Raw genomic sequence first — 16,620 nt, 5'->3', positions numbered from 1 at the left:
TCCGCCGCTCCGGCAGCCGCTGCTGGACCTGCCACCAGGAACACGCCGAGCGCCTGGAGCAGGAGGCCGTAGGGAGTTACTGGACATTGCCGGCTCGTCAAGGTCGAAGGTGGTCAGCCGGGCCGGTGGGAGTTGTGGCGGACGAGGTCAGGGCGCGCCTGAGTCTCTCCGGCGTTCGGATCGACGTTCCATCGCCGGGGCATGTTGAACCTCACCTACCGCTGGCGCCCGCGTCACCCTGGGCGTGTGTCAGTTCTGGTCGGACGCGTCGCCATAGACGTTGCCCGGGCTGATCACCTGGGTGATGGCCCGGCCGAGCAGGGTGCTGGGATTCTCGCCGTTCGAGGGGATGTCGGTGTTGAGCAGGATCACCATCGTCGCCTTCTGGGCGGGCAGGTAGACCGTCAGGCTCTGGTAGCCGGGCAGGGAGCCCGCGTGGCCGATCCACCCGTGGTTGATGTCGATGCCCAGCCCGTAGGCGTCACCCGGCGCGCCGGTGGGCTGCGCGTCGAGGCGCTCCGCCTGGGTCGACGGGGTCAGCAACCCGCCTGTCGCGACGTTCTCCGCCCAGGAGCGCATGTCGTCGAGGTCCGAGATCATCGCGCCGGCTGCCCAGCCCCAGCTGGGATTGATGTCCGTGGCGTCCGCCACCGTGCCGTCCGGTGTCACGTCGGTGTAGCCGTGGGCGTGCGGCAGCGGGAACTCCGCCGCTTCCGGCAGGAAGGTGTGGTCCAGGCGGCTCGGCCGCGTGATCAGGTCCCGGATCACGTCCCTCAAGGGACGGTGGGTGACCTTCTCGACGACCAGGCCGAGCAGCACGGTGTTGGTGTTGGAGTAGTCGAACTGCGCACCAGGGGGAAACTGGTTGGGGTGCTCGAAGGCGATGCCGAGCAGCTCACTCGGCGACCACTGGCGATGCGGCTCGGTCGCCAGCAGGTGCTGGAAGCCCGCGTCCTTGCTGTAGGCGAACAGGCCGCTGCGCATGTCCGCAAGCTGACGCAGCGTGATGTGCTCTCCGTCGGGCACTCCGCCGACGTATGCGGAGATCGGGTCGTCGAGGCCGACCTCGCCGCGGTCGACGAGCTGGAGCAGCGCGGTAACGGTGAAGGTCTTGGTCTCGCTGCCGATCCGCATATTCAGGTCGGTTCGCATCGGGGCGCAGTCGCTCGTATCCGCGACACCGAAGGCCCGCACGTAGCGTGGCTGTCCGGGCATCCAGACGCCTACGATCACTCCAGGGACACCGGCGTCGGCGGCCGTCTGCTGGATCACCCGGTCGAGCTCCGACGCGGTCGCGTCCCATGGCTGAGACGCCGAAATCCTGGGAACCGGTACGGCAGCTGCGGGAGCGGCAATCGGGGGCAGGGAGGCCACCGCACTGGCAGAAAGCACCATCGCGATGCGAAGCAGGGGAGCTCGGCCCGTTCGGATGTACATACGCCCTGGGTAGGTCTCTCCAGGTCTTTGTCCGCAGTGCCACGCCGCCCTCCAGCACGCTTTCATCCGAACGCTTTTTCTTCTCGACCTCTGTCTCGGTCAGGATCCGTCTGCGCCGGGACTACGCGCCGCCCGCCGCTTTACCGCACCCACCACCACCTGCGGGTACCCCTCGGCCACGACGAACCCACCTCCAATGGCGACTTCTTCCCCCCTGGGATGCGGCCTGTCCAGCAGAGCCTCAATACCCCGTGGTTGTCCCACCCGCCTACTGTGACAATAACCCGGTGAAAGAAGCGCCTACCTCGTCGATACCGGTCATCCTTGGCATAGACGACATCCGCCCCCTTCCCCGGGCCACGCGGATTGCCCGCACCAGCCGCGAAGGTATCCAGCTGCTGGAAGAGCACCGTGACAGCTTCATTGACGAGCTGTGGCTTGACCACGATCTCGGCGGCGACGACACCATCATGCCGGTGGTGACCCTCATGGAAGAAGCCGCCTTCAACGGGCAGCCCTTTCAGATCGGAGCTGTTTTCGTTCACAGCGCCAACCCCATCGGTGCTGCAACCGTCGTCAGGTCACTCGCACGCTGGAGCTACCGTGTCCAGCGGGCAACGGTCTGAGGAGCCTGGCCGCCTCAGCTGGCGATATGGGGCCAGGGCCACCGCCCGACGACCCTCCGGCTACGCCACCAACAGCATGAAAGGGCTGGACCCACGGGTCCAGCCCTTGGTGAGTCAGAGGCGCGAGCCCCTGGCCGCCACTTGTCAGGGAGGCGACCCGGCCCGCACCGAAAAGCTACCGACACCCTGTCCCGGCTCCCTCGGACACTCCGCCCGGGCCCGCTAGGTCACCCGGTCCATACCGTCGTTCGTGGGCTGAAGATGGCCGACGGCAGTCCCGTCACCCGGGCCGTCGACCTGAACGCCGGCGGGGCTTCGTTGTGGATTGCGCTGCCGGTCAGCCACGGTCAGAGGCTGCTCTACATCCCCGGCCGGACCGTCCACCACGCCTCACGCGGGGCCTGGTCCGGGGCGGTGCTGTGCCGGCGGGGCGGCTCTGCGATGTTCTGCACAGACAGAGCCCCGAAGCCTGTCGACCAAGACGCAACTTCTTCGCGTTAAGCTGTATGCATGAGTGCCCGAGCGACCACACGACCCGGCGGGCGCAGCGCCCGCGTCCAGCAGTCCGTGCACCAGGCCGTCCGCGATCTGGAGGCGGAGGTGGGGCGGGATGCGCTCACGGTGCCGCTGATCGCGGCCCGGGCCGGGGTGACGCCGTCCACCGTGTACCGGCGGTGGGGGGACCTGCGGGAACTGCTGTCCGACGTTGCCGTCGAGCGGCTGCGCCCCGACACCCCGCCGGCCGACCACGGCAGCCTGCGGGCGGACCTGGAGGCCTGGACCGTGCAGTTCGCCGAGGAGATGTCCTCGACGGCGGGCCGCACGTACATCCGCGACGCCCTGCTGGGTGACCCTGAGCAGGGCAACGCCGTTCGGTGTTCAGACTACGCGGCCGAGCAGTTGAAGGTCATCGGCGTGCGCGCGGCCGGGCGCGGGGAGGCCGTGCCCGGCGTGGAGACCCTGCTGGATGTCGTCGTCGCGCCTGTGATGTATCGGATCCTGTTCCGCCCCTCGGACCTGTCCGACGCCTACACCGCCAGCCTGGTGGCGGCGGCGCTCGGCGGTGTCGCGTCTTCGCACGCCCTCGACACGTAAAAGCTAAGTATTTGCGTTTTCGAAGCCCATGAGCCTAGAGTGCTAAACGCAAAGCATTCGCCTTAAGGCTCGGAGGTGCTTCCATGTCCAGCGTCACAGCCCTGCTGTCCCGCCCCCGCCGCCTGCCCATGCTGGGCCGCCGTGGTGCCTTCCGGCTGCACGCCTCGGTGCTGGTCGTCCTACTGGCCGCCTCCAGCGCGCCGACCCCGCTGTATGCGCTCTACCAGGCCGCGTGGCACTTCTCGGCCATGACGCTGACCGTTGTGTTCAGCGCCTACGCGCTGGCGCTGCTGGTGGCACTGCTGACTGCGGGCACGCTCTCGGACCACCTGGGCCGGCGCCCGGTCCTCACCGCGGCGCTGCTGGCACAGGCCCTCGCGATGGCCGTCTTCGCCACCGCCCAGGGAGTGCCGGCGCTGATCGCCGCCCGGATCCTGCAGGGCCTGGCCACCGGCGCGGCCACCAGCGCCGCCGGAGCCGCCCTGCTCGACTTCGAGGACCCCGACCGCCCCGGCCGGGCCACGGCCGCCAACGGCATCACTCCCGTGGCCGGCATGGCGGCCGGCGTGCTGGCCGCCACCGCCCTCGTGCAGTACGCCCCCGCCCCTACCCGCACCGTCTACCTGCCGCTGCTCCTGCTCTTCACCGCGCAGGCCGCCGCCGTCCTGCTCACCCCCGAGACCGCCCGACCCCACTCCGGCGCCTTGCGCTCACTGCGCCCCGCCGTCACCGTCGCCCCGGCCTCCCGGCCGGCCATGGCGCTCGTCGCGCCCGGCATCATCGCCGCCTGGGCGCTGGGCGGCTTCTATTCCTCCCTCGGCCCCTCGCTCGCCCGGCTCATCGCCCCGCACGCCGCGAGCGCCACCGGCGGCCTGGTCTTCTTCACCCTGACGGCCGCGGCAGGGCTCGCCGCCCACGCCGCCCGGACGCTGCCCGCCCGCCCCGTCAGCCTCGCCGGCACCGCGCTCCTGATCCCCGGAGCCCTGCTGACCCTCAGCGGCCCCCACCTGCACAGCCTGGCCGCGCTGTTCGCCGGCACCGCCCTGGCGGGCGCGGGCTTCGGCGCCGTCACCCAAGGCGCCCTGCGCCTGCTGCTGCCCCCGGCCGCCCCGGGCGAACGCGCCGGGACGCTCGCTGCCTACTACGTCCTCAGCTACCTCGCCATGAGCGTCCCCGCCGTCCTCGCCGGTCTGCTGACCAACCTGTACGGCCTGGCGACCGCCGTCTCGCTCTACGCCGTGACGGTCATCCTGCTGACCCTGACCGGCCTCGTCCGTGCCCTGCGCCAGCCGCGCACCGCCTGACCGAGCCCTGCCGTCCCGCAGAGCCCCGCTTCCCGCAGAGCCCCGCCCGCCCGAAAGGACCCACCGATGAGCACCGCCACGCCCCGTCAGGCCGCCCCCTTCGCGAGCACGGGATGGAGCCTCGGCGACATCGCCGTACGCCGCATCGACGAGATCGAACTGCCGCGGCAGACCGGACCCTGGCTGCTGCCGGCCGCCACCAAGGAGGTACTGGACGAGGCGTCCTGGCTGCGCCCCGACTTCGCCGACGCCGAGGTCCCGCGGCTGGCGAGCCACAGCTTCGCGGTGGAGGCGGGTGGGCTGCGGATCGTCGTCGACACCGGCATCGGCAACGCCAAGCCACGCGTCAACCCGGCCTGGAACGGTCTCGACACCGACTTCCTGGAGCGGCTGACGGCGGCCGGCTTCCCGCCCGAGTCCGTCGACCTGGTGATCACCACGCACCTGCACACCGACCACGTCGGCTGGAACACCCGCCTCGCCGGCGAGGAATGGATCCCCACCTTCCCCAACGCCCGCTACCTCACCAGCCGCACCGAATGGGACCACTGGGCCGCCACCGACCTGGACGAAGCCCGCACCCAGATGTTCCGCGACTCCGTCCACCCCGTCCGCGACGCCGGACAGTACGACCCCGTGGACGTGCCCGACCAGGGACGCGAGGTGGCGCCGGGCGTCCTCCTGGTCCCCGCCCCGGGCCACACGCCGGGGCAGGTCGCTGTCGAACTGCGCGGCAGCGACCGCCGGGCGCTGATCAGCGGCGACAGCATCCACCACCCCGTGCAGCTGTCCCACCCCCACATCCACAGCTGCGTCGACACCGACCCCGCCCGGGCCGTCCGCACCCGCGCCCGGCTCCTCGACACCCTGGCGGACACCGACGCGCTGCTGCTGGGCACCCACTTCCCGCAGCCCACGGCCGGCACCGTCCGCCGGGAGAACGGCCGCTACCGGCTGCTCGCCGAGCCGGGCGTCGAAATCCCGGCCACCGGGGCCTGACCACGCGACCTGCCAACGAATCCCCAAGCCTCGAAGGGTGGCGGTTACTCCGCCACTCCAACCTCCACCGAAAGGGAGTGCATCCGTGTCCGCCGTCGAACTCACCCCACCGGAGGCCGCCCGCTGGGCGGCCCGCGCCGGCCTGGTGCTGCCCGCCGAACGCCATGCCGCGGTCGCCGCGGTCGCCAACCACATCCACAGCGTCGTCGCGGTCCTGCGCGAGCTGGACTTCGCGGACGTCCCGCCCGCCGCCGCCTACCGGGCCGCAGAGGAGCACCACGATGCAGCCGTATGAGCTCTCCCTCGCCGCCGCCGCAGACGCGATCCGTGCCCGGCGACTGTCCCCCGTCGAACTGGTCGACTCCGTCCTCGATCGCATCGAGAAAGTGGAGCCGCACCTCGGCGCCTACGTCACGGTCGCCGCGGAGCAGGCGCGGCGGGCGGCGAGCGAGGCCGAACACGAAGCCGCGCAAGGGCGTTACCGGGGGCCGCTGCACGGCATCCCGATGGCGCTCAAGGACCTGATCGATGTCAGCGGGATGGCCACCACCGCCAGCTCCCGCGTACGTGCCGGCCACCATGCAACGGCGGACAGCACGGTCGCCGCGCGCCTGAGCGCAGACGGCGCGATCCTGCTCGGGAAGACCCACACCCACGAGTTCGCGTTCGGGCTGACCACCCCGCAGACCCGCAACGCCTGGGACCGCGGCCGGGTCGCCGGCGGCTCCAGCGGCGGCTCCGCGGTCGCCGTCGCGGCGGGCACCGCGACCTTCGCCCTGGGCACCGACACCGGCGGGTCGATCCGGGTGCCCGCCGCGCTCAACGGGGTCGTGGGCCTCAAGCCGACCTACGGTCTCGTCCCCCGTCACGGCGTCACCTCCCTGTCCTGGTCGCTGGACCACGTCGGCCCGATCACCCGCACCGTCGAGGACGCGGCCCTGGTCCTGACCACGCTGGCCGGACACGATCCGCGCGACCCCGCCTCGCTGTCCGTGCCCGCCGCGCACTACCGGCCCGGTGCGGACCCGGACCTGACGGGGCTGCGCATAGGTGTGCCGCGCACCTACTACTTCGACCACGTCCACCCGCAGGTGGAGACCGCGGTCCGGAACGCCATCGGGCAGCTGGAGGCCCTGGGCGCGCGGCTCGTCGAGGTCGACATCCCGATGACCCGCTACATCCAGGCCACGCAGTGGGGCCTGATGGTGCCGGAGGCCGGCGCCTACCACGAAGGCAGCCTGCGCACGGTCCCCGAGCTGTACCAGGAGGACGTCCGCATCCTCCTGGAGGCAAGCGAGTTGATGAGCGCCGGCGACTACGTACGCGCTCAACGCTCCCGCACGCTCATGCGCGCCGAGTGGGCACGGATGCTGGAGGAGGTCGACGTGATCGCCGCCCCGAGCGTCCCGATGCCCGCGGTCGGGGCCGACGAGGAGACGGTCACCTGGCCCGACGGCACGGCCGAGAGCGTCTCCGACGCCTACGTGCGCCTTTGCGCCCCCGCCAACATCACCGGAGTGCCCGCCCTGACCGTTCCGGTCGGCCAGGACGCGGCAGGCATGCCCGTCGGCATGCAGCTGCTCGGCCGCCCCCTCGACGAGCCCACACTCCTGCGGGTCGGCCACGCCTACGAACAGACCCAGCCCGCTCGGGTGACACCTCACCGCTGGTAGACCCGTACCGCTGGTAGACCCGCACCGCACCGCACCGTGTGCATCCGCGCGACAACATGCTGGTCGAGGGGTCGGACAAGGGGTGTGGTCAGGCCGCGGACAAGGGGGTGGTGTGCGTCGGCGGCGGCACCCTGGTCCGGGTACCGGGGCCGACCACCGCGCCGGATCCGGCCTGCTGTTGATGGAAGGCCATTTCGATGACGACCACCTCGCTCGCCGCGCCTACCCCGGCCACACCCGGCCCGGCTACCCCCGTCGCCCTGGTCGTCACCGACGCCGGACCTGTCGCTCCGGCGAACCGGCAGCAGAAGGTGGCGGGTGGCGGACCTGGCGCGCGACGCCTGGGACGGGGGCGGCCTCGTGGCCTCAGATGGGCAGGGTGCTCAGCGGGCGCTGCCGAGATTCCGGTCGGCGTCGGTGCGGTTCATGGGGATTCCGATGTCGTGTCCCGTCGAGCTGTTCACGTCCCACATTAGCGTGCTCGACGCACGCTTTTCCTGCTACAGTCAGAAGCGTGCTCAAGGCACGCATCTCTGATCGATCCCGGGCCGGGTCACTCCCGCGCCCAACCGAAGGCACCGTCGAAAATGAGGAGAAGCTCAATGCGCCATCGTCTTCCCGCCATCGCCCTGACCGCCGCCCTGGCCGGTGGTGTCCTGCTCGCGGCCGCCCCCGCTCAGGCCGCCCCCGTCCAGCCGGGCGCGGCCTCGGCCGCGGCCGCCACCGACCACCGCGCGGACGTCGTGAGGATGCTCCACCAGCGCGACGAGCTGCTCGACGAGGCCATGCGGCTGGACCAGCTCGGCGATCACAAGGCCGCCAACGACAAGCGCTACCTGGCCGCGTTGCTGCAGCGCATGATCGACACCATCCTCGCCTCGGAGCAGCACGGTTGATCCGGCGGGCCCGGACCACGCCGCCGACCGGTGCTGGGGCGGCTACCGCGCCGAGTTGCAGGTGCCGGACGTGCGCGCGGACGACAGCCGCCAGCACATCGCCTTGCGCCCAGCCCAGGTCAGCGGGAACGAGCTGAACACCGCGGCGGAAACGATGTAGGCAGCGGTGGGTCTCGTACGAGGGCGGGTCGGGCACCGTGGTGTCCGACCCGCCCGGGACGCGGCCCGAGCCGGCCTCGGCGCAACGGGCGGAGCTGGGGCGGTGGCGCCCTCACGCGCTGCGGTTCTTCGCCGATAGAGCCAGGCATGCAGCCCCGCACCTCCCACCATGGATCGCCCGTTGCGACATGGGAGGCAACACGGCCTCGCGTTGCATCTCTGACCTGGGCCTTTGCCGCTTCTGCTCAGACCTGCGCCATGCCGCCGTCGGCGAAGAGCTCGACGCCGGTGATGAAGCTGGAGGCGTCGCTGGAGAGGAACGCCACAGCCTTGCCGATCTCGCGCGGGTCGGCGATCCGCCCGGTTGGGTTGCCCTCGCCCATCGTCCGGACCGCGGCGGCAACGGCGTCGGCGCCCTGCGCCATGCCCAGGGCGCTGCGCAGGGACTCGGTGTCCACGGCACCGGGGCTGAGGACGTTCATGCGGATGCCGGTGCCCTTGATGTCCTGGATCCAGGACCGGATGAAGGCGCGCACCGCGGCCTTGGAGCCGCCGTACAGGCCCATGCCTGCTGGGGGCTGGATGGACGCGGTCGACCCGATGATGACGACCGTGCCGCCGGGCGGCAGCAGCGCGATCGCCGGCTGGACGGTGAACAGGACGCCCTTGGCGTTGACGTTGAAGGTCCGGTCGAACTGCTCCTCGGTGATCGCGCCGAGCGGGGCATGCGCGCCGATGCCGGCGTTGGCCACGACCGCGTCGAGGTGTCCGTGGCGTGCGATGACCTCGTGGTACGCCGCCTCCATCTCCGCAAGCTTGGTGACGTCGGCCACGATGCCCGAGGAGTTCGGGCCGATCTTGGCGACCGCCTCGTCCAGCTGGTCCTGCTGAAGGTCGGTGATGACCACGCGGGCGCCCTGGTCCACGAATTCCTGGGTGATCCCCAGGCCGACACCGGACGCGCCACCGGTGACCACGGCGACCTTGCCTTCGAGCGGGAGGCTCATCATTTTCTCCTCTGATGTGCTTGCCCGCACCATGCGGACGAAGGCGGGTGTGCCCTAAACTACGTAAGTGGAGGCGCCGCCACTTACGGCACGGTAAGCGGAGGCGCCGCCACTTAGCAACTCTTCGAGGAAAGAGCCCTCCGATGACCACAGAGACCGGCCGGCCGCTGCGGGCCGATGCGCGGCGCAACCGGGAGAAGATCCTCTCCACCGCGGTGCGCGTCTTCGCGGAGCAGGGACTGGACGCACACCTGGAGTACATCGCCAAGGAGGCGGGAGTCGGGACGGGCACGCTCTACCGCAACTTCCCGACCCGGGAACTCCTGATCGAGGCCGCCTACCGCAACGAACTGAACCGACTGTGCGAGGCGGCCCCCGAACTCCTGGTGGCCATGCCGCCACGCGAGGCGCTTCGCGCCTGGATGGGGCGCTTCATCGACTACGCCACCGCGAAACTGGGGATGGCCGATGCTCTCCGTGCCGTCGTCGACTCCGGCGTCAACCCCTACGCCCACAGCCGGGAGTTGATGATGACGGCCCTCACCTCGCTCCTGGACGCCGCGACCGCCACCGGCAGCATCCGATCGGACATCAGCCCAGCCGACATGTTCGCCGCCCTCACCGGCATCGCCCTCGCCTCAGGAAAGCCCGAACAGCGCGAACAGGCCGAACGCCTCCTCGACCTCACCCTCGACGGACTCAGGTACGGCACAGCGCACTGATGCCGCCCCCGGAAGTGTCGGCAAACGACCCTCTGTCGACACTTGCCCCCGTGATCGCGAACCAGCAGGTGTCCGCGTACTGATCTGAGTGCTCCAGTGCGTACGGGCTTGTGTGCACCACTGACTCAGCTCAACGAGGTGTGAACGGCGTTGGCGCCGCATAGGTCGGCTTGGGCAGCCAAGGGGTGGTGGAGTTCATCGGTCAGATGTCTGAAGAGTGCTCCTGTGGACCGTTCCACTCGCCGTAATCTTGTGCCGTGGTCGACGAACACGCGGCACTCGACGCCTTCAAGAACCGATGCACGAATGCGGCGCGGAGGCTGGAGTCCTGCATTCGCTACCTCATCGAGCGCATCTCGTTGGACGAGTCCAACGAGGACCGCGAGGACAACACGCTGGACGTGTGGCTGCGCGTGGGACCGTGGAAGCCCGATGTAGTGATCTCGCTGTCAGATCTCCGCTCGGTCCGCCCGTGGGGCCCCGGCCTGGACTCCACTTCCTTCGTCGACGGGATCTCCCTCGTCCATCTGCCGAAGCTGCCGTTGGCCTGGCCAGCCGAGGCGGTCGACCGACTCGACCGCTCCGAGGACCTACCCGAACTGGTCTGGCTGAGGATTACCGGACCGATCGAAATCGACGCTGTGGCCGCGATGGTGACTGTCTACCAGGCCATGAGCGATGATGAGGCATCCGTGCTCCAGTGACATCCTGGGGCCCCTTGGCAGCAGCGAAACCTCGATGAGGCGGAGCAATCGCTCAGGCGACGTCGGTGTCTCGGTCGATGGCCTGGAGGCGGTTCTTGAGGCGGTAGCTGTTGCCGTTGATCGAGATGACGTCGCAGTGGTGCAGGAGCCGGTCGAGGATGGCGGTGGCGAGGACCTCGTCGCCGAAGACCTGGCCCCATCCGCTGAAGGTCTTGTTCGAGGTCAGGATGATCGAGCCCTTCTCATACCGCTTGGAGATCACCTGGAAGACCAGGTTCGCCTCGGCGCGTTCAAGGGGCTGGTATCCCACCTCGTCGACCACGAGGACGCTCGGCCGCAGGTAGGTGCGGAGCTTGCTGGTCAGGCGCCCGGCGGCCTCGGCGGCCTTGAGGTGTCGGACCATGTCGTCGAGGCTGGTGAAGTAGATCGAGTAGCCGGCCCGGCAAGCGGCGACCGCCAGGGCGACGGCCAAGTGGGTTTTGCCGACGGCGGCCCCGGCTGGGCGGCGTTCGCCTTGGCCTCGACGAACGACAGCGTGGCCAGGTCCTTGACCTTGCGCGGGTCGAGCTCGGGCTGGAAGGAGAAGTCGTAGTCGTCCAGGGTCTTGTGGTGGGGCAGCTTCGACAGTCGCAGGCCCTGGCGGAAGCGGCGGTCGTCGCGAACGGCCAGTTCCTCGGCGAGGAGGAGGTCGAGGAAGTCGCGAGGTCCTGGCTGCTGGTGAAGCAGCAGAACGGGTCGCGCGAGTACGACAGCGTCATGTGGAACGAGTTGACCTTCGGGATGCCGACGTGCGCGAGGATTCTGCCCTCATTCGCCCCAGTCCACTTGGGCCTGGGCGCCGGGAACGACTCTCGAAGCGTCGATGCAGGCCCGCGAGTTCGCCGGGTTGATGCCGAGTTCCTCGGCGATCCGGGGCCTGGTCTCCTGCAAGTAGATCTTGATCCGCTGGTAGTTGATGGCGGTCCCGTACTCCTGGACCAGCCGTTCGTGGATCACCGTGCCCTTGAGGAGGACCTCGGAGCGCAGTATCGCGTCGATCAGCGGGGCGACCTCGTCGACCGTCCGCGGCCGGGGCAGGGCACCTGGTGCCCGCTGTGGAGGCGCCGCCGGGACCTGGCCTGAGAGGTACTTCGCGACCGTGCGGCGGTTCAGCCCGGTCGCCTTCGCGATTTGCCGCTGACTCATCGCGCCGGAGTCGTACAGCGCGCGATATCGCCTCAACTCCAGCCAGCGATGCGGGTCCAAGACCACTGTCAACCGCCTCTCTGCCGCTCGAAACCGACGACAGCAGGCTCACGGACAACAGCGGTTCACCGCATCAACTCTGGCGCACAGTCACTCGTACGAGGTGGTGCATGTTGACTCGTACGCCGACACGGGCGGCCGAACCAGGTCCGCACCTGCTCCAGGTGCCCGACGTCCCCGCGGATCGTGCCGTCCGTCAGCCCCGCCGAGGCCCGCGCCAGCACAAAGCCGGCCAGCACGTCCGTCTCGAACCGCTCCAGCTCTCCATCCGGTGCTGCTGCGAAAGCTGCGGTCCGCCCGGCAGCTCGACTGGTCCAGGGCGGTGATCGACTCCACCCATGTCCGGGCCGCTCGGCGTGGCCCAAAAGCGGACCGAGCCCGGTCGATCGCGCGCGACCGGGCAGCAAACACCACATCCTCGTCGACGGCCAGGGCATCCCGCTCGCGGTGTCGCTGACCGGCGGCAACCGCAACGACGTCACCCAGCTGCTGCTCCTGCTCGCGAAGGTCCCCGCCGTGGCCGGCCTCGTCGGCCGGCCACGGCACGGACCGGACGTCCTGCTCGCCGACCGGGGCTACGACCACGACAAATACCGGCGACTGGTGTGGAAGCAGGGCATAAAACCGCTGATCGCACGACGCGGAGTACCCCACGGCTCCAACCTGGGCGCATACCGCTGGGTCGTCGAGCGCACCATCGCCTGGCTCCACGGCTTCCGCCGCCTACGCATCCGCTGGGAACGACGCGACGACATCCACGAGGCCTTCCTCGGCCTCGCCACCTGCCTGATCACCCACCGACACGTCCAACGCCTTTGTTAGGACCTTTAAGGCATGTAGCGGTTCAGCCCGGGTACCTCACGGATATCCGGGGGTTGTTCAGGCACGTGCCGATCCTCTGCTTCATCCCCTGATGGCACGACGATCGCCCAGTCAGGTCGCACGTGCGAGGGCGGCGGCGATGACCTCGGCGGTCTCCCGCGGCGCCACGTCCGGCAGGAGGAACACTGCGCCAGGGATCGTCACCACGGTGACGTGGGGAGCGGACTCAAGGGTGGCACGCTCGGCACTGGTAAGCCCGCCGTCCCCCTTCTCGGCGTGGACGATCCACACAGGGGTGTCCAGCGCGGCGAGTTCGGTGGCTGGGTCCCGGCCCGTGGCGAGGTAGTCGAGATAATCACCGGTCACACGGACCACATCGGCGGTCCTGTTCTGCTTGAAGTCCTCGATCAGCTCGTCCTTGTGCGCCTGAGGCGTCTTGGCGGACCGCGCCATGAGTGGCATGAGCCCCATCATCAGCGCCGTCGGCCAGCTGCCGACCCTCTGAGATGCCCGTACGACGGTCCGGAAGAACCTGGACTCGTCCGCAGTCGTCAGGCTGATCCCGAGCAGTACGACCGGGCCCTGGAACCGCCCTGCCAGCACCATCTCCAAAGCCACCGTCGCCCCGAGCGAGAATCCCGCAACCACGTCGCAGTCGTGCTCCTGCGCCAGCTCGCCGGCGCGACGGGCCAGCGCGGGGACAGTCACGTCCTCCGACAGCGGCGCGCCGGCGTTGCCGGGAAGCGTCGTGGCCACGAGGCGGACACCGGACAGTGCCGGCTCGGCCATCACCAGGTCGAACGACCGTGCCGCGCAGGATCCGCCCGGCAGGAGCAGAACCGATCGCTCCGCATCGGCCGGCCCCGCGACCAGGGTCTCCCAAGGTGCCCGCACAGCCGCCTCCTCAACGCGCTGCGATCCGCGTCATGCGTACACGTGCGACGTCGATATGTGCATCCAATATTAGAGTCCGGAATATTTCGGGACCACCGGGCGGCATGGCTCGGCCCGGAGTCCGCCAGGTCACTGTCCCGTGCCACTGGACCTTGACCGATTGCCACCGAACGCCGACCGACGCGCGTTTCTGCCACTGAAGCTTGACCGCCCTGCTCAACAGCCATCCCACCGGGCGTGCGGTGCCAGACACAGGGCTTCACGCACCGCGCGGCCGTCGGTCAGGATGATCGCCATGAACGATGGCCTCATCCAGTTCGTGCGAGCGAAACTCGACGCGGACGAGCACAACGTCGTGATGATCACGTCGCTTGCTCCCCCCGACACGGACGTGCACCTCGACAGCACGATCCCCATGATCGACATGGTTCGCGCGGTCACAGATCTCTACGCGCCGGTTGCACATCTCGACTCGCCGGACACGGCCGCCACCAGCAAAGACTTTGACGCCGGCCGGGCCGCCGGTCTTGGAGCGGCGGTCAGACTCCTTGCCCAGATCTACCACGACACCCCCGGCTACCGTGAGGAGTGGCGCCCTCGGACGCTGCCCTAGTACTCCAGCAGGACTTCGACGTTTTGCCTGATCAGAGGCTGCGCGGGGCGAGCATGGCCAGTGTGATGCGCCGCATCCAGCCGGTGTAACGGCGGACCTCGTACTGGTCCAGGCCGCACTCGTTCTTGGCGGCCTGGAAACACTCCTCGATCGCCCAGCGTATCCCGGCGATCCGCGCCAACTGCGCGACAGTTGTGTCGAGTTGTGTAGGCGAGGTAGTAGGCGATCTCGTCGGGCTTGCTCAGGCTGCGGCGGCCCAGCGCCCATCGCCGGCGGATCAGGGTCTCGTCCTGGCCGTCGAACTCTGCCACGGCGGGCAGTTGGATGGCCGCCCAGTCGTAGACGCGCGACCCCTTGGCGCCGTCCTCGCAGGAGATCCGTTGCCAGGCCTCGGCCGGGGCCTGGGTGAACAACCAGTCGATGCGTGGATAGCCAGTCGATGCGTGGACAGCCCACGCTGAACTGGGACTTGGGCACCGCCAAGACGTAGCCGACACCGGACTGCTCCAACAGTCGGCGAAAGCGCCCTTCCTGTCCGTAGGCCGAGTCCGCGGTAACCCAGGCGATGGGCAGGTCGGAAGCCAGTGCGCGCAGCACCAGGGCCTTGGCGAGGTCGCCCTTGGTGTGGAAGTCCTGGTCCTCGGGGATCTTCGCGGCGCGGCAGCGGTCGCGGTCCTCGGTCCAGGACTTGGGAAGGTAGCGCTCGCGGTCCACCAGGGCTCGGCCGCGGCCGGTGGCGTAGGCGGCAAAGACCCCGATCTGGCAATTCTCGGTGCGGCCGGCGGTGCCGGAGTACTGGCGTTGCACGCCCGCGGAGGTGCTGCCCTTCTTGACGAAGCCGGTGTCGTCGATGATCAGGACTCCGTCGACCTCGCCGAGGCGTTCGGCGACGTAGTGCTGGAGCTCGTCGCGGACCTGGTCCGCGTCCCAGCGGGAGCCGGCGAGCAGGTGCTGGAGTCCGTCGGGGGTGGCGTGGCCTGCGTATTCGGCCGGCTGCCAGCCGTTCTTGCGGCCGACCGGGCCGAGTAGGCCGCTGACGTAGTCGCGCATCCGGCGGCGTGGTTCCACGCGGCTGAAGCGGTGGCCGACTCGGAGGAAGAGCTCTTCGAGTTCATCGTCCCAGGTCGCGGCGGCGGGCTCGTTGATCACGTCGGGAGGCTGCCCCGCCGCTGTCACTACCCACGTCGCCTGCACACGATCGAGGGGCGTTCTCATAAAGAGCACCCCTGATGGCCATCAGCTCACGAAACTCACCACGTATAGCCTCTGATCAGGCAAAACGTCGAAGTCCTGCTGGAGTACTAGGGCCAGGCCCGGCGGTCGGCTCCGGGGCGGGCCGGCCGTTTGCCCCCGGCGCCCGCCAGAGCGAGCGCGACCAGCTCCCGGCGGCTGCGGACGCCGAGCCGGTCGAAGACGGCTGTGAGGTGCTCCTGCACGGTGTTGGCCGAGATGCACAGCTCCGCCGAGATCTCGCGGGTCGAGCAGCCGCGCAGGACCAGAGTGGCGACCCTGTTCTGCGCCGGGCTCAGCCCGTACGCGCTGAGCAGGAGCGTGGAGCGCTGCTGCGGTGGCGCGGGTTCGACGATCACCGCGGTCTGGGGCCAGGGCGGCCCGGTGAGCCGGGTGGCGTGCACGCTCCACCACTCGCCGAAGCGGTCGCGTACCCGGACCGAGGGCGGCGGCACCCGGTCGACCGGCCCCTGCTCCAGTCGGGCCAGCCGCGCGGCCACCGCGCTGACGGCGATCGGCAGCAGCTCTCCGGCCGGGAAGTCGGCCGAGTCCAGCCGGGCGAGCCAGTCGCGGGCCTCCTCGCTGGCGGACAGGAGCACCGATCCGGCGTCCAACACCAGGACGCCGGGGGCGGCGGCGCGCGGAGGAGCCGAGGTGGAACCGGCAAAGCCGAGGGCGACCGAGCGCCGGATCCCCTCGGCCAGGTGCGGGGCGACGGCCCGCAGCACCGCGAGGTCCTCGTCGCCGAACCCGGAGTCCGCCTGCTCCCGGTGAAGGCACAGGACGCCCCAACAGCAGCCGCCGAGGCGCAGCGCCACCCGGAGCTCGTCGCCGAGCCCGAGCGGCGCCATGATCTCCCGGTAACGGGGACTGGCCGCGCGCTCGCCCCGGGTCGCCCGGTCGAGGGTGGCCACCGGATCGGCCGACCGCGCCAGATCGGCGAACTTGTTGACGTCGGCCCGGCCGAACTCGTTCTCCAGGAAACGGGCAGTCTCACCGGCCAGCGGGTCCTCCGTCACGGCGGAGGTGAACAACAGGGAGGCGGGGTCGACAGTCGCGAAGAACACGGCGTCGGTGGGGACCAGCCGCCGCAGGCGCGGCAGCACCTCCGCCCGCAGCCGGGCCGGGTCCGACCCGGCGTAGCAGCGGTCGACGACTCCGGCCGTGCGGCGTTCCACCGGTGATACCGCCATG

15 protein-coding genes and 4 pseudogenes are annotated in these 16,620 nt (G+C 69.9%); 12 read left to right on the top strand and 7 right to left on the bottom strand.

Going from position 1 to position 16,620, the window contains the following annotated elements; all coding sequences use genetic code 11:
- Nucleotides 1-249 precede the first annotated feature (249 nt).
- Entirely contained in the window at nucleotides 250-1,272 is a 1,023-nt protein-coding gene (locus tag CRP52_RS35260; protein ID WP_306458937.1) for a serine hydrolase domain-containing protein, read from the bottom strand.
- Between the two features lie 452 nt (nucleotides 1,273-1,724).
- On the opposite strand from CRP52_RS35260, the gene CRP52_RS35255 reads away from it, so the two are divergent.
- The 8 genes and pseudogenes from CRP52_RS35255 (at nucleotide 1,725) to CRP52_RS35210 (ending at nucleotide 8,030) form a co-directional block, all read left to right on the top strand.
- Nucleotides 1,725-2,063: a cyclic-phosphate processing receiver domain-containing protein gene (locus CRP52_RS35255; RefSeq protein ID WP_097240926.1), complete on the top strand. Its 339-nt coding sequence runs from the start codon at nucleotides 1,725-1,727 to the stop codon at nucleotides 2,061-2,063.
- Nucleotides 2,064-2,324: 261 nt separating this feature from the next.
- A pseudogene (locus tag CRP52_RS40200) lies at nucleotides 2,325-2,474 on the top strand (IS110 family transposase); the annotation flags it as partial.
- Nucleotides 2,475-2,573: 99 nt separating this feature from the next.
- A complete protein-coding gene (locus CRP52_RS35245) occupies nucleotides 2,574-3,158 on the top strand; it encodes a TetR/AcrR family transcriptional regulator (protein ID WP_097240925.1) in 585 nt (194 codons plus the stop codon).
- 83 nt (nucleotides 3,159-3,241) lie between these two features.
- Nucleotides 3,242-4,462, top strand: a complete 1,221-nt coding sequence (locus CRP52_RS35240; protein ID WP_097240924.1) for an MFS transporter — start codon at nucleotides 3,242-3,244, stop codon at nucleotides 4,460-4,462.
- A 66-nt stretch (nucleotides 4,463-4,528) separates the two neighbouring features.
- A complete protein-coding gene (locus CRP52_RS35235) occupies nucleotides 4,529-5,461 on the top strand; it encodes an MBL fold metallo-hydrolase (RefSeq protein ID WP_097240923.1) in 933 nt (310 codons plus the stop codon).
- Nucleotides 5,462-5,546: 85 nt separating this feature from the next.
- Entirely contained in the window at nucleotides 5,547-5,756 is a 210-nt protein-coding gene (locus CRP52_RS35230) for a hypothetical protein (protein ID WP_097240922.1), read from the top strand.
- On the top strand, nucleotides 5,743-7,134 hold the full coding sequence (locus CRP52_RS35225; protein ID WP_097240921.1) for an amidase: 1,392 nt from the start codon (nucleotides 5,743-5,745) through the stop codon (nucleotides 7,132-7,134). Before CRP52_RS35230 ends, CRP52_RS35225 begins: the two co-directional genes overlap by 14 nt.
- 602 nt (nucleotides 7,135-7,736) lie before the next feature.
- Nucleotides 7,737-8,030, top strand: coding sequence for a hypothetical protein (locus CRP52_RS35210; RefSeq protein ID WP_097240918.1), 294 nt, complete (start codon nucleotides 7,737-7,739; stop codon nucleotides 8,028-8,030).
- Nucleotides 8,031-8,434: 404 nt separating this feature from the next.
- On the opposite strand, the gene CRP52_RS35205 is transcribed toward CRP52_RS35210, so the two are convergent.
- Nucleotides 8,435-9,196, bottom strand: coding sequence for an SDR family NAD(P)-dependent oxidoreductase (locus tag CRP52_RS35205; RefSeq protein ID WP_097240917.1), 762 nt, complete (start codon nucleotides 9,194-9,196; stop codon nucleotides 8,435-8,437).
- 143 nt (nucleotides 9,197-9,339) lie between these two features.
- Between CRP52_RS35205 and CRP52_RS35200 the strand changes: the two genes are divergently transcribed.
- Both CRP52_RS35200 and CRP52_RS35195 read left to right on the top strand, forming a co-directional pair.
- A complete protein-coding gene (locus CRP52_RS35200) occupies nucleotides 9,340-9,918 on the top strand; it encodes a TetR/AcrR family transcriptional regulator (RefSeq protein ID WP_097240916.1) in 579 nt (192 codons plus the stop codon).
- 257 nt (nucleotides 9,919-10,175) lie between these two features.
- Complete coding sequence (locus CRP52_RS35195) at nucleotides 10,176-10,622, top strand: hypothetical protein (protein ID WP_097240915.1); 447 nt, start codon at nucleotides 10,176-10,178, stop codon at nucleotides 10,620-10,622.
- Nucleotides 10,623-10,674: 52 nt separating this feature from the next.
- Here the strand turns inward: CRP52_RS35195 and istB are convergent.
- Nucleotides 10,675-11,330: pseudogene (gene istB, locus CRP52_RS35190) on the bottom strand (IS21-like element helper ATPase IstB); the annotation flags it as partial.
- Nucleotides 11,331-11,429: 99 nt separating this feature from the next.
- Nucleotides 11,430-11,807 (bottom strand): hypothetical protein, encoded by a 378-nt coding sequence (locus CRP52_RS35185; RefSeq protein WP_441349070.1) that lies wholly within the window; start codon nucleotides 11,805-11,807, stop codon nucleotides 11,430-11,432.
- A gap of 316 nt (nucleotides 11,808-12,123) precedes the next feature.
- On the opposite strand from CRP52_RS35185, the pseudogene CRP52_RS35175 reads away from it, so the two are divergent.
- A pseudogene (locus CRP52_RS35175) lies at nucleotides 12,124-12,689 on the top strand (IS5 family transposase); the annotation flags it as partial.
- Between the two features lie 111 nt (nucleotides 12,690-12,800).
- On the opposite strand, the gene CRP52_RS35170 reads toward CRP52_RS35175, so the two are convergent.
- Nucleotides 12,801-13,583: an alpha/beta fold hydrolase gene (locus CRP52_RS35170; RefSeq protein ID WP_097240914.1), complete on the bottom strand. Its 783-nt coding sequence runs from the start codon at nucleotides 13,581-13,583 to the stop codon at nucleotides 12,801-12,803.
- A gap of 295 nt (nucleotides 13,584-13,878) precedes the next feature.
- On the opposite strand from CRP52_RS35170, the gene CRP52_RS35165 reads away from it, so the two are divergent.
- Nucleotides 13,879-14,196, top strand: a complete 318-nt coding sequence (locus CRP52_RS35165) for a DUF6221 family protein (protein ID WP_097240913.1) — start codon at nucleotides 13,879-13,881, stop codon at nucleotides 14,194-14,196.
- A gap of 46 nt (nucleotides 14,197-14,242) precedes the next feature.
- Here CRP52_RS35165 and CRP52_RS41085 read toward each other — a convergent pair.
- Nucleotides 14,243-15,345: pseudogene (locus CRP52_RS41085) on the bottom strand (IS701 family transposase); the annotation flags it as partial.
- Between the two features lie 152 nt (nucleotides 15,346-15,497).
- Nucleotides 15,498-16,619, bottom strand: a complete 1,122-nt coding sequence (locus tag CRP52_RS35155) for a LuxR C-terminal-related transcriptional regulator (RefSeq protein WP_097240912.1) — start codon at nucleotides 16,617-16,619, stop codon at nucleotides 15,498-15,500.
- Nucleotide 16,620: the final 1 nt, after the last annotated feature.

Origin of the sequence: Streptomyces sp. 1331.2 (assembly GCF_900199205.1) — a bacterium.
In the GTDB taxonomy this organism is placed as follows: Bacteria; Actinomycetota; Actinomycetes; order Streptomycetales; family Streptomycetaceae; genus Kitasatospora.
Note: the sequence above shows the minus strand (reverse complement) of the source record. Positions and strands in the feature narration are given on the sequence as shown.

Coding starts and splice junctions, on each gene's coding strand:
- CRP52_RS35225 (WP_097240921.1), top strand. CDS start 5,743: ATGCAGCCGTATGAGCTCTCCCTCGCCGCCGCCGCAGACGCGATCCGT.
- CRP52_RS35210 (WP_097240918.1), top strand. CDS start 7,737: ATGCGCCATCGTCTTCCCGCCATCGCCCTGACCGCCGCCCTGGCCGGT.
- CRP52_RS35235 (WP_097240923.1), top strand. CDS start 4,529: ATGAGCACCGCCACGCCCCGTCAGGCCGCCCCCTTCGCGAGCACGGGA.
- CRP52_RS35245 (WP_097240925.1), top strand. CDS start 2,574: ATGAGTGCCCGAGCGACCACACGACCCGGCGGGCGCAGCGCCCGCGTC.
- CRP52_RS35155 (WP_097240912.1), bottom strand. CDS start 16,619: ATGGCGGTATCACCGGTGGAACGCCGCACGGCCGGAGTCGTCGACCGC.
- CRP52_RS35165 (WP_097240913.1), top strand. CDS start 13,879: ATGAACGATGGCCTCATCCAGTTCGTGCGAGCGAAACTCGACGCGGAC.
- CRP52_RS35240 (WP_097240924.1), top strand. CDS start 3,242: ATGTCCAGCGTCACAGCCCTGCTGTCCCGCCCCCGCCGCCTGCCCATG.
- CRP52_RS35205 (WP_097240917.1), bottom strand. CDS start 9,196: ATGAGCCTCCCGCTCGAAGGCAAGGTCGCCGTGGTCACCGGTGGCGCG.
- CRP52_RS35185 (WP_441349070.1), bottom strand. CDS start 11,807: ATGAGTCAGCGGCAAATCGCGAAGGCGACCGGGCTGAACCGCCGCACG.
- CRP52_RS35200 (WP_097240916.1), top strand. CDS start 9,340: ATGACCACAGAGACCGGCCGGCCGCTGCGGGCCGATGCGCGGCGCAAC.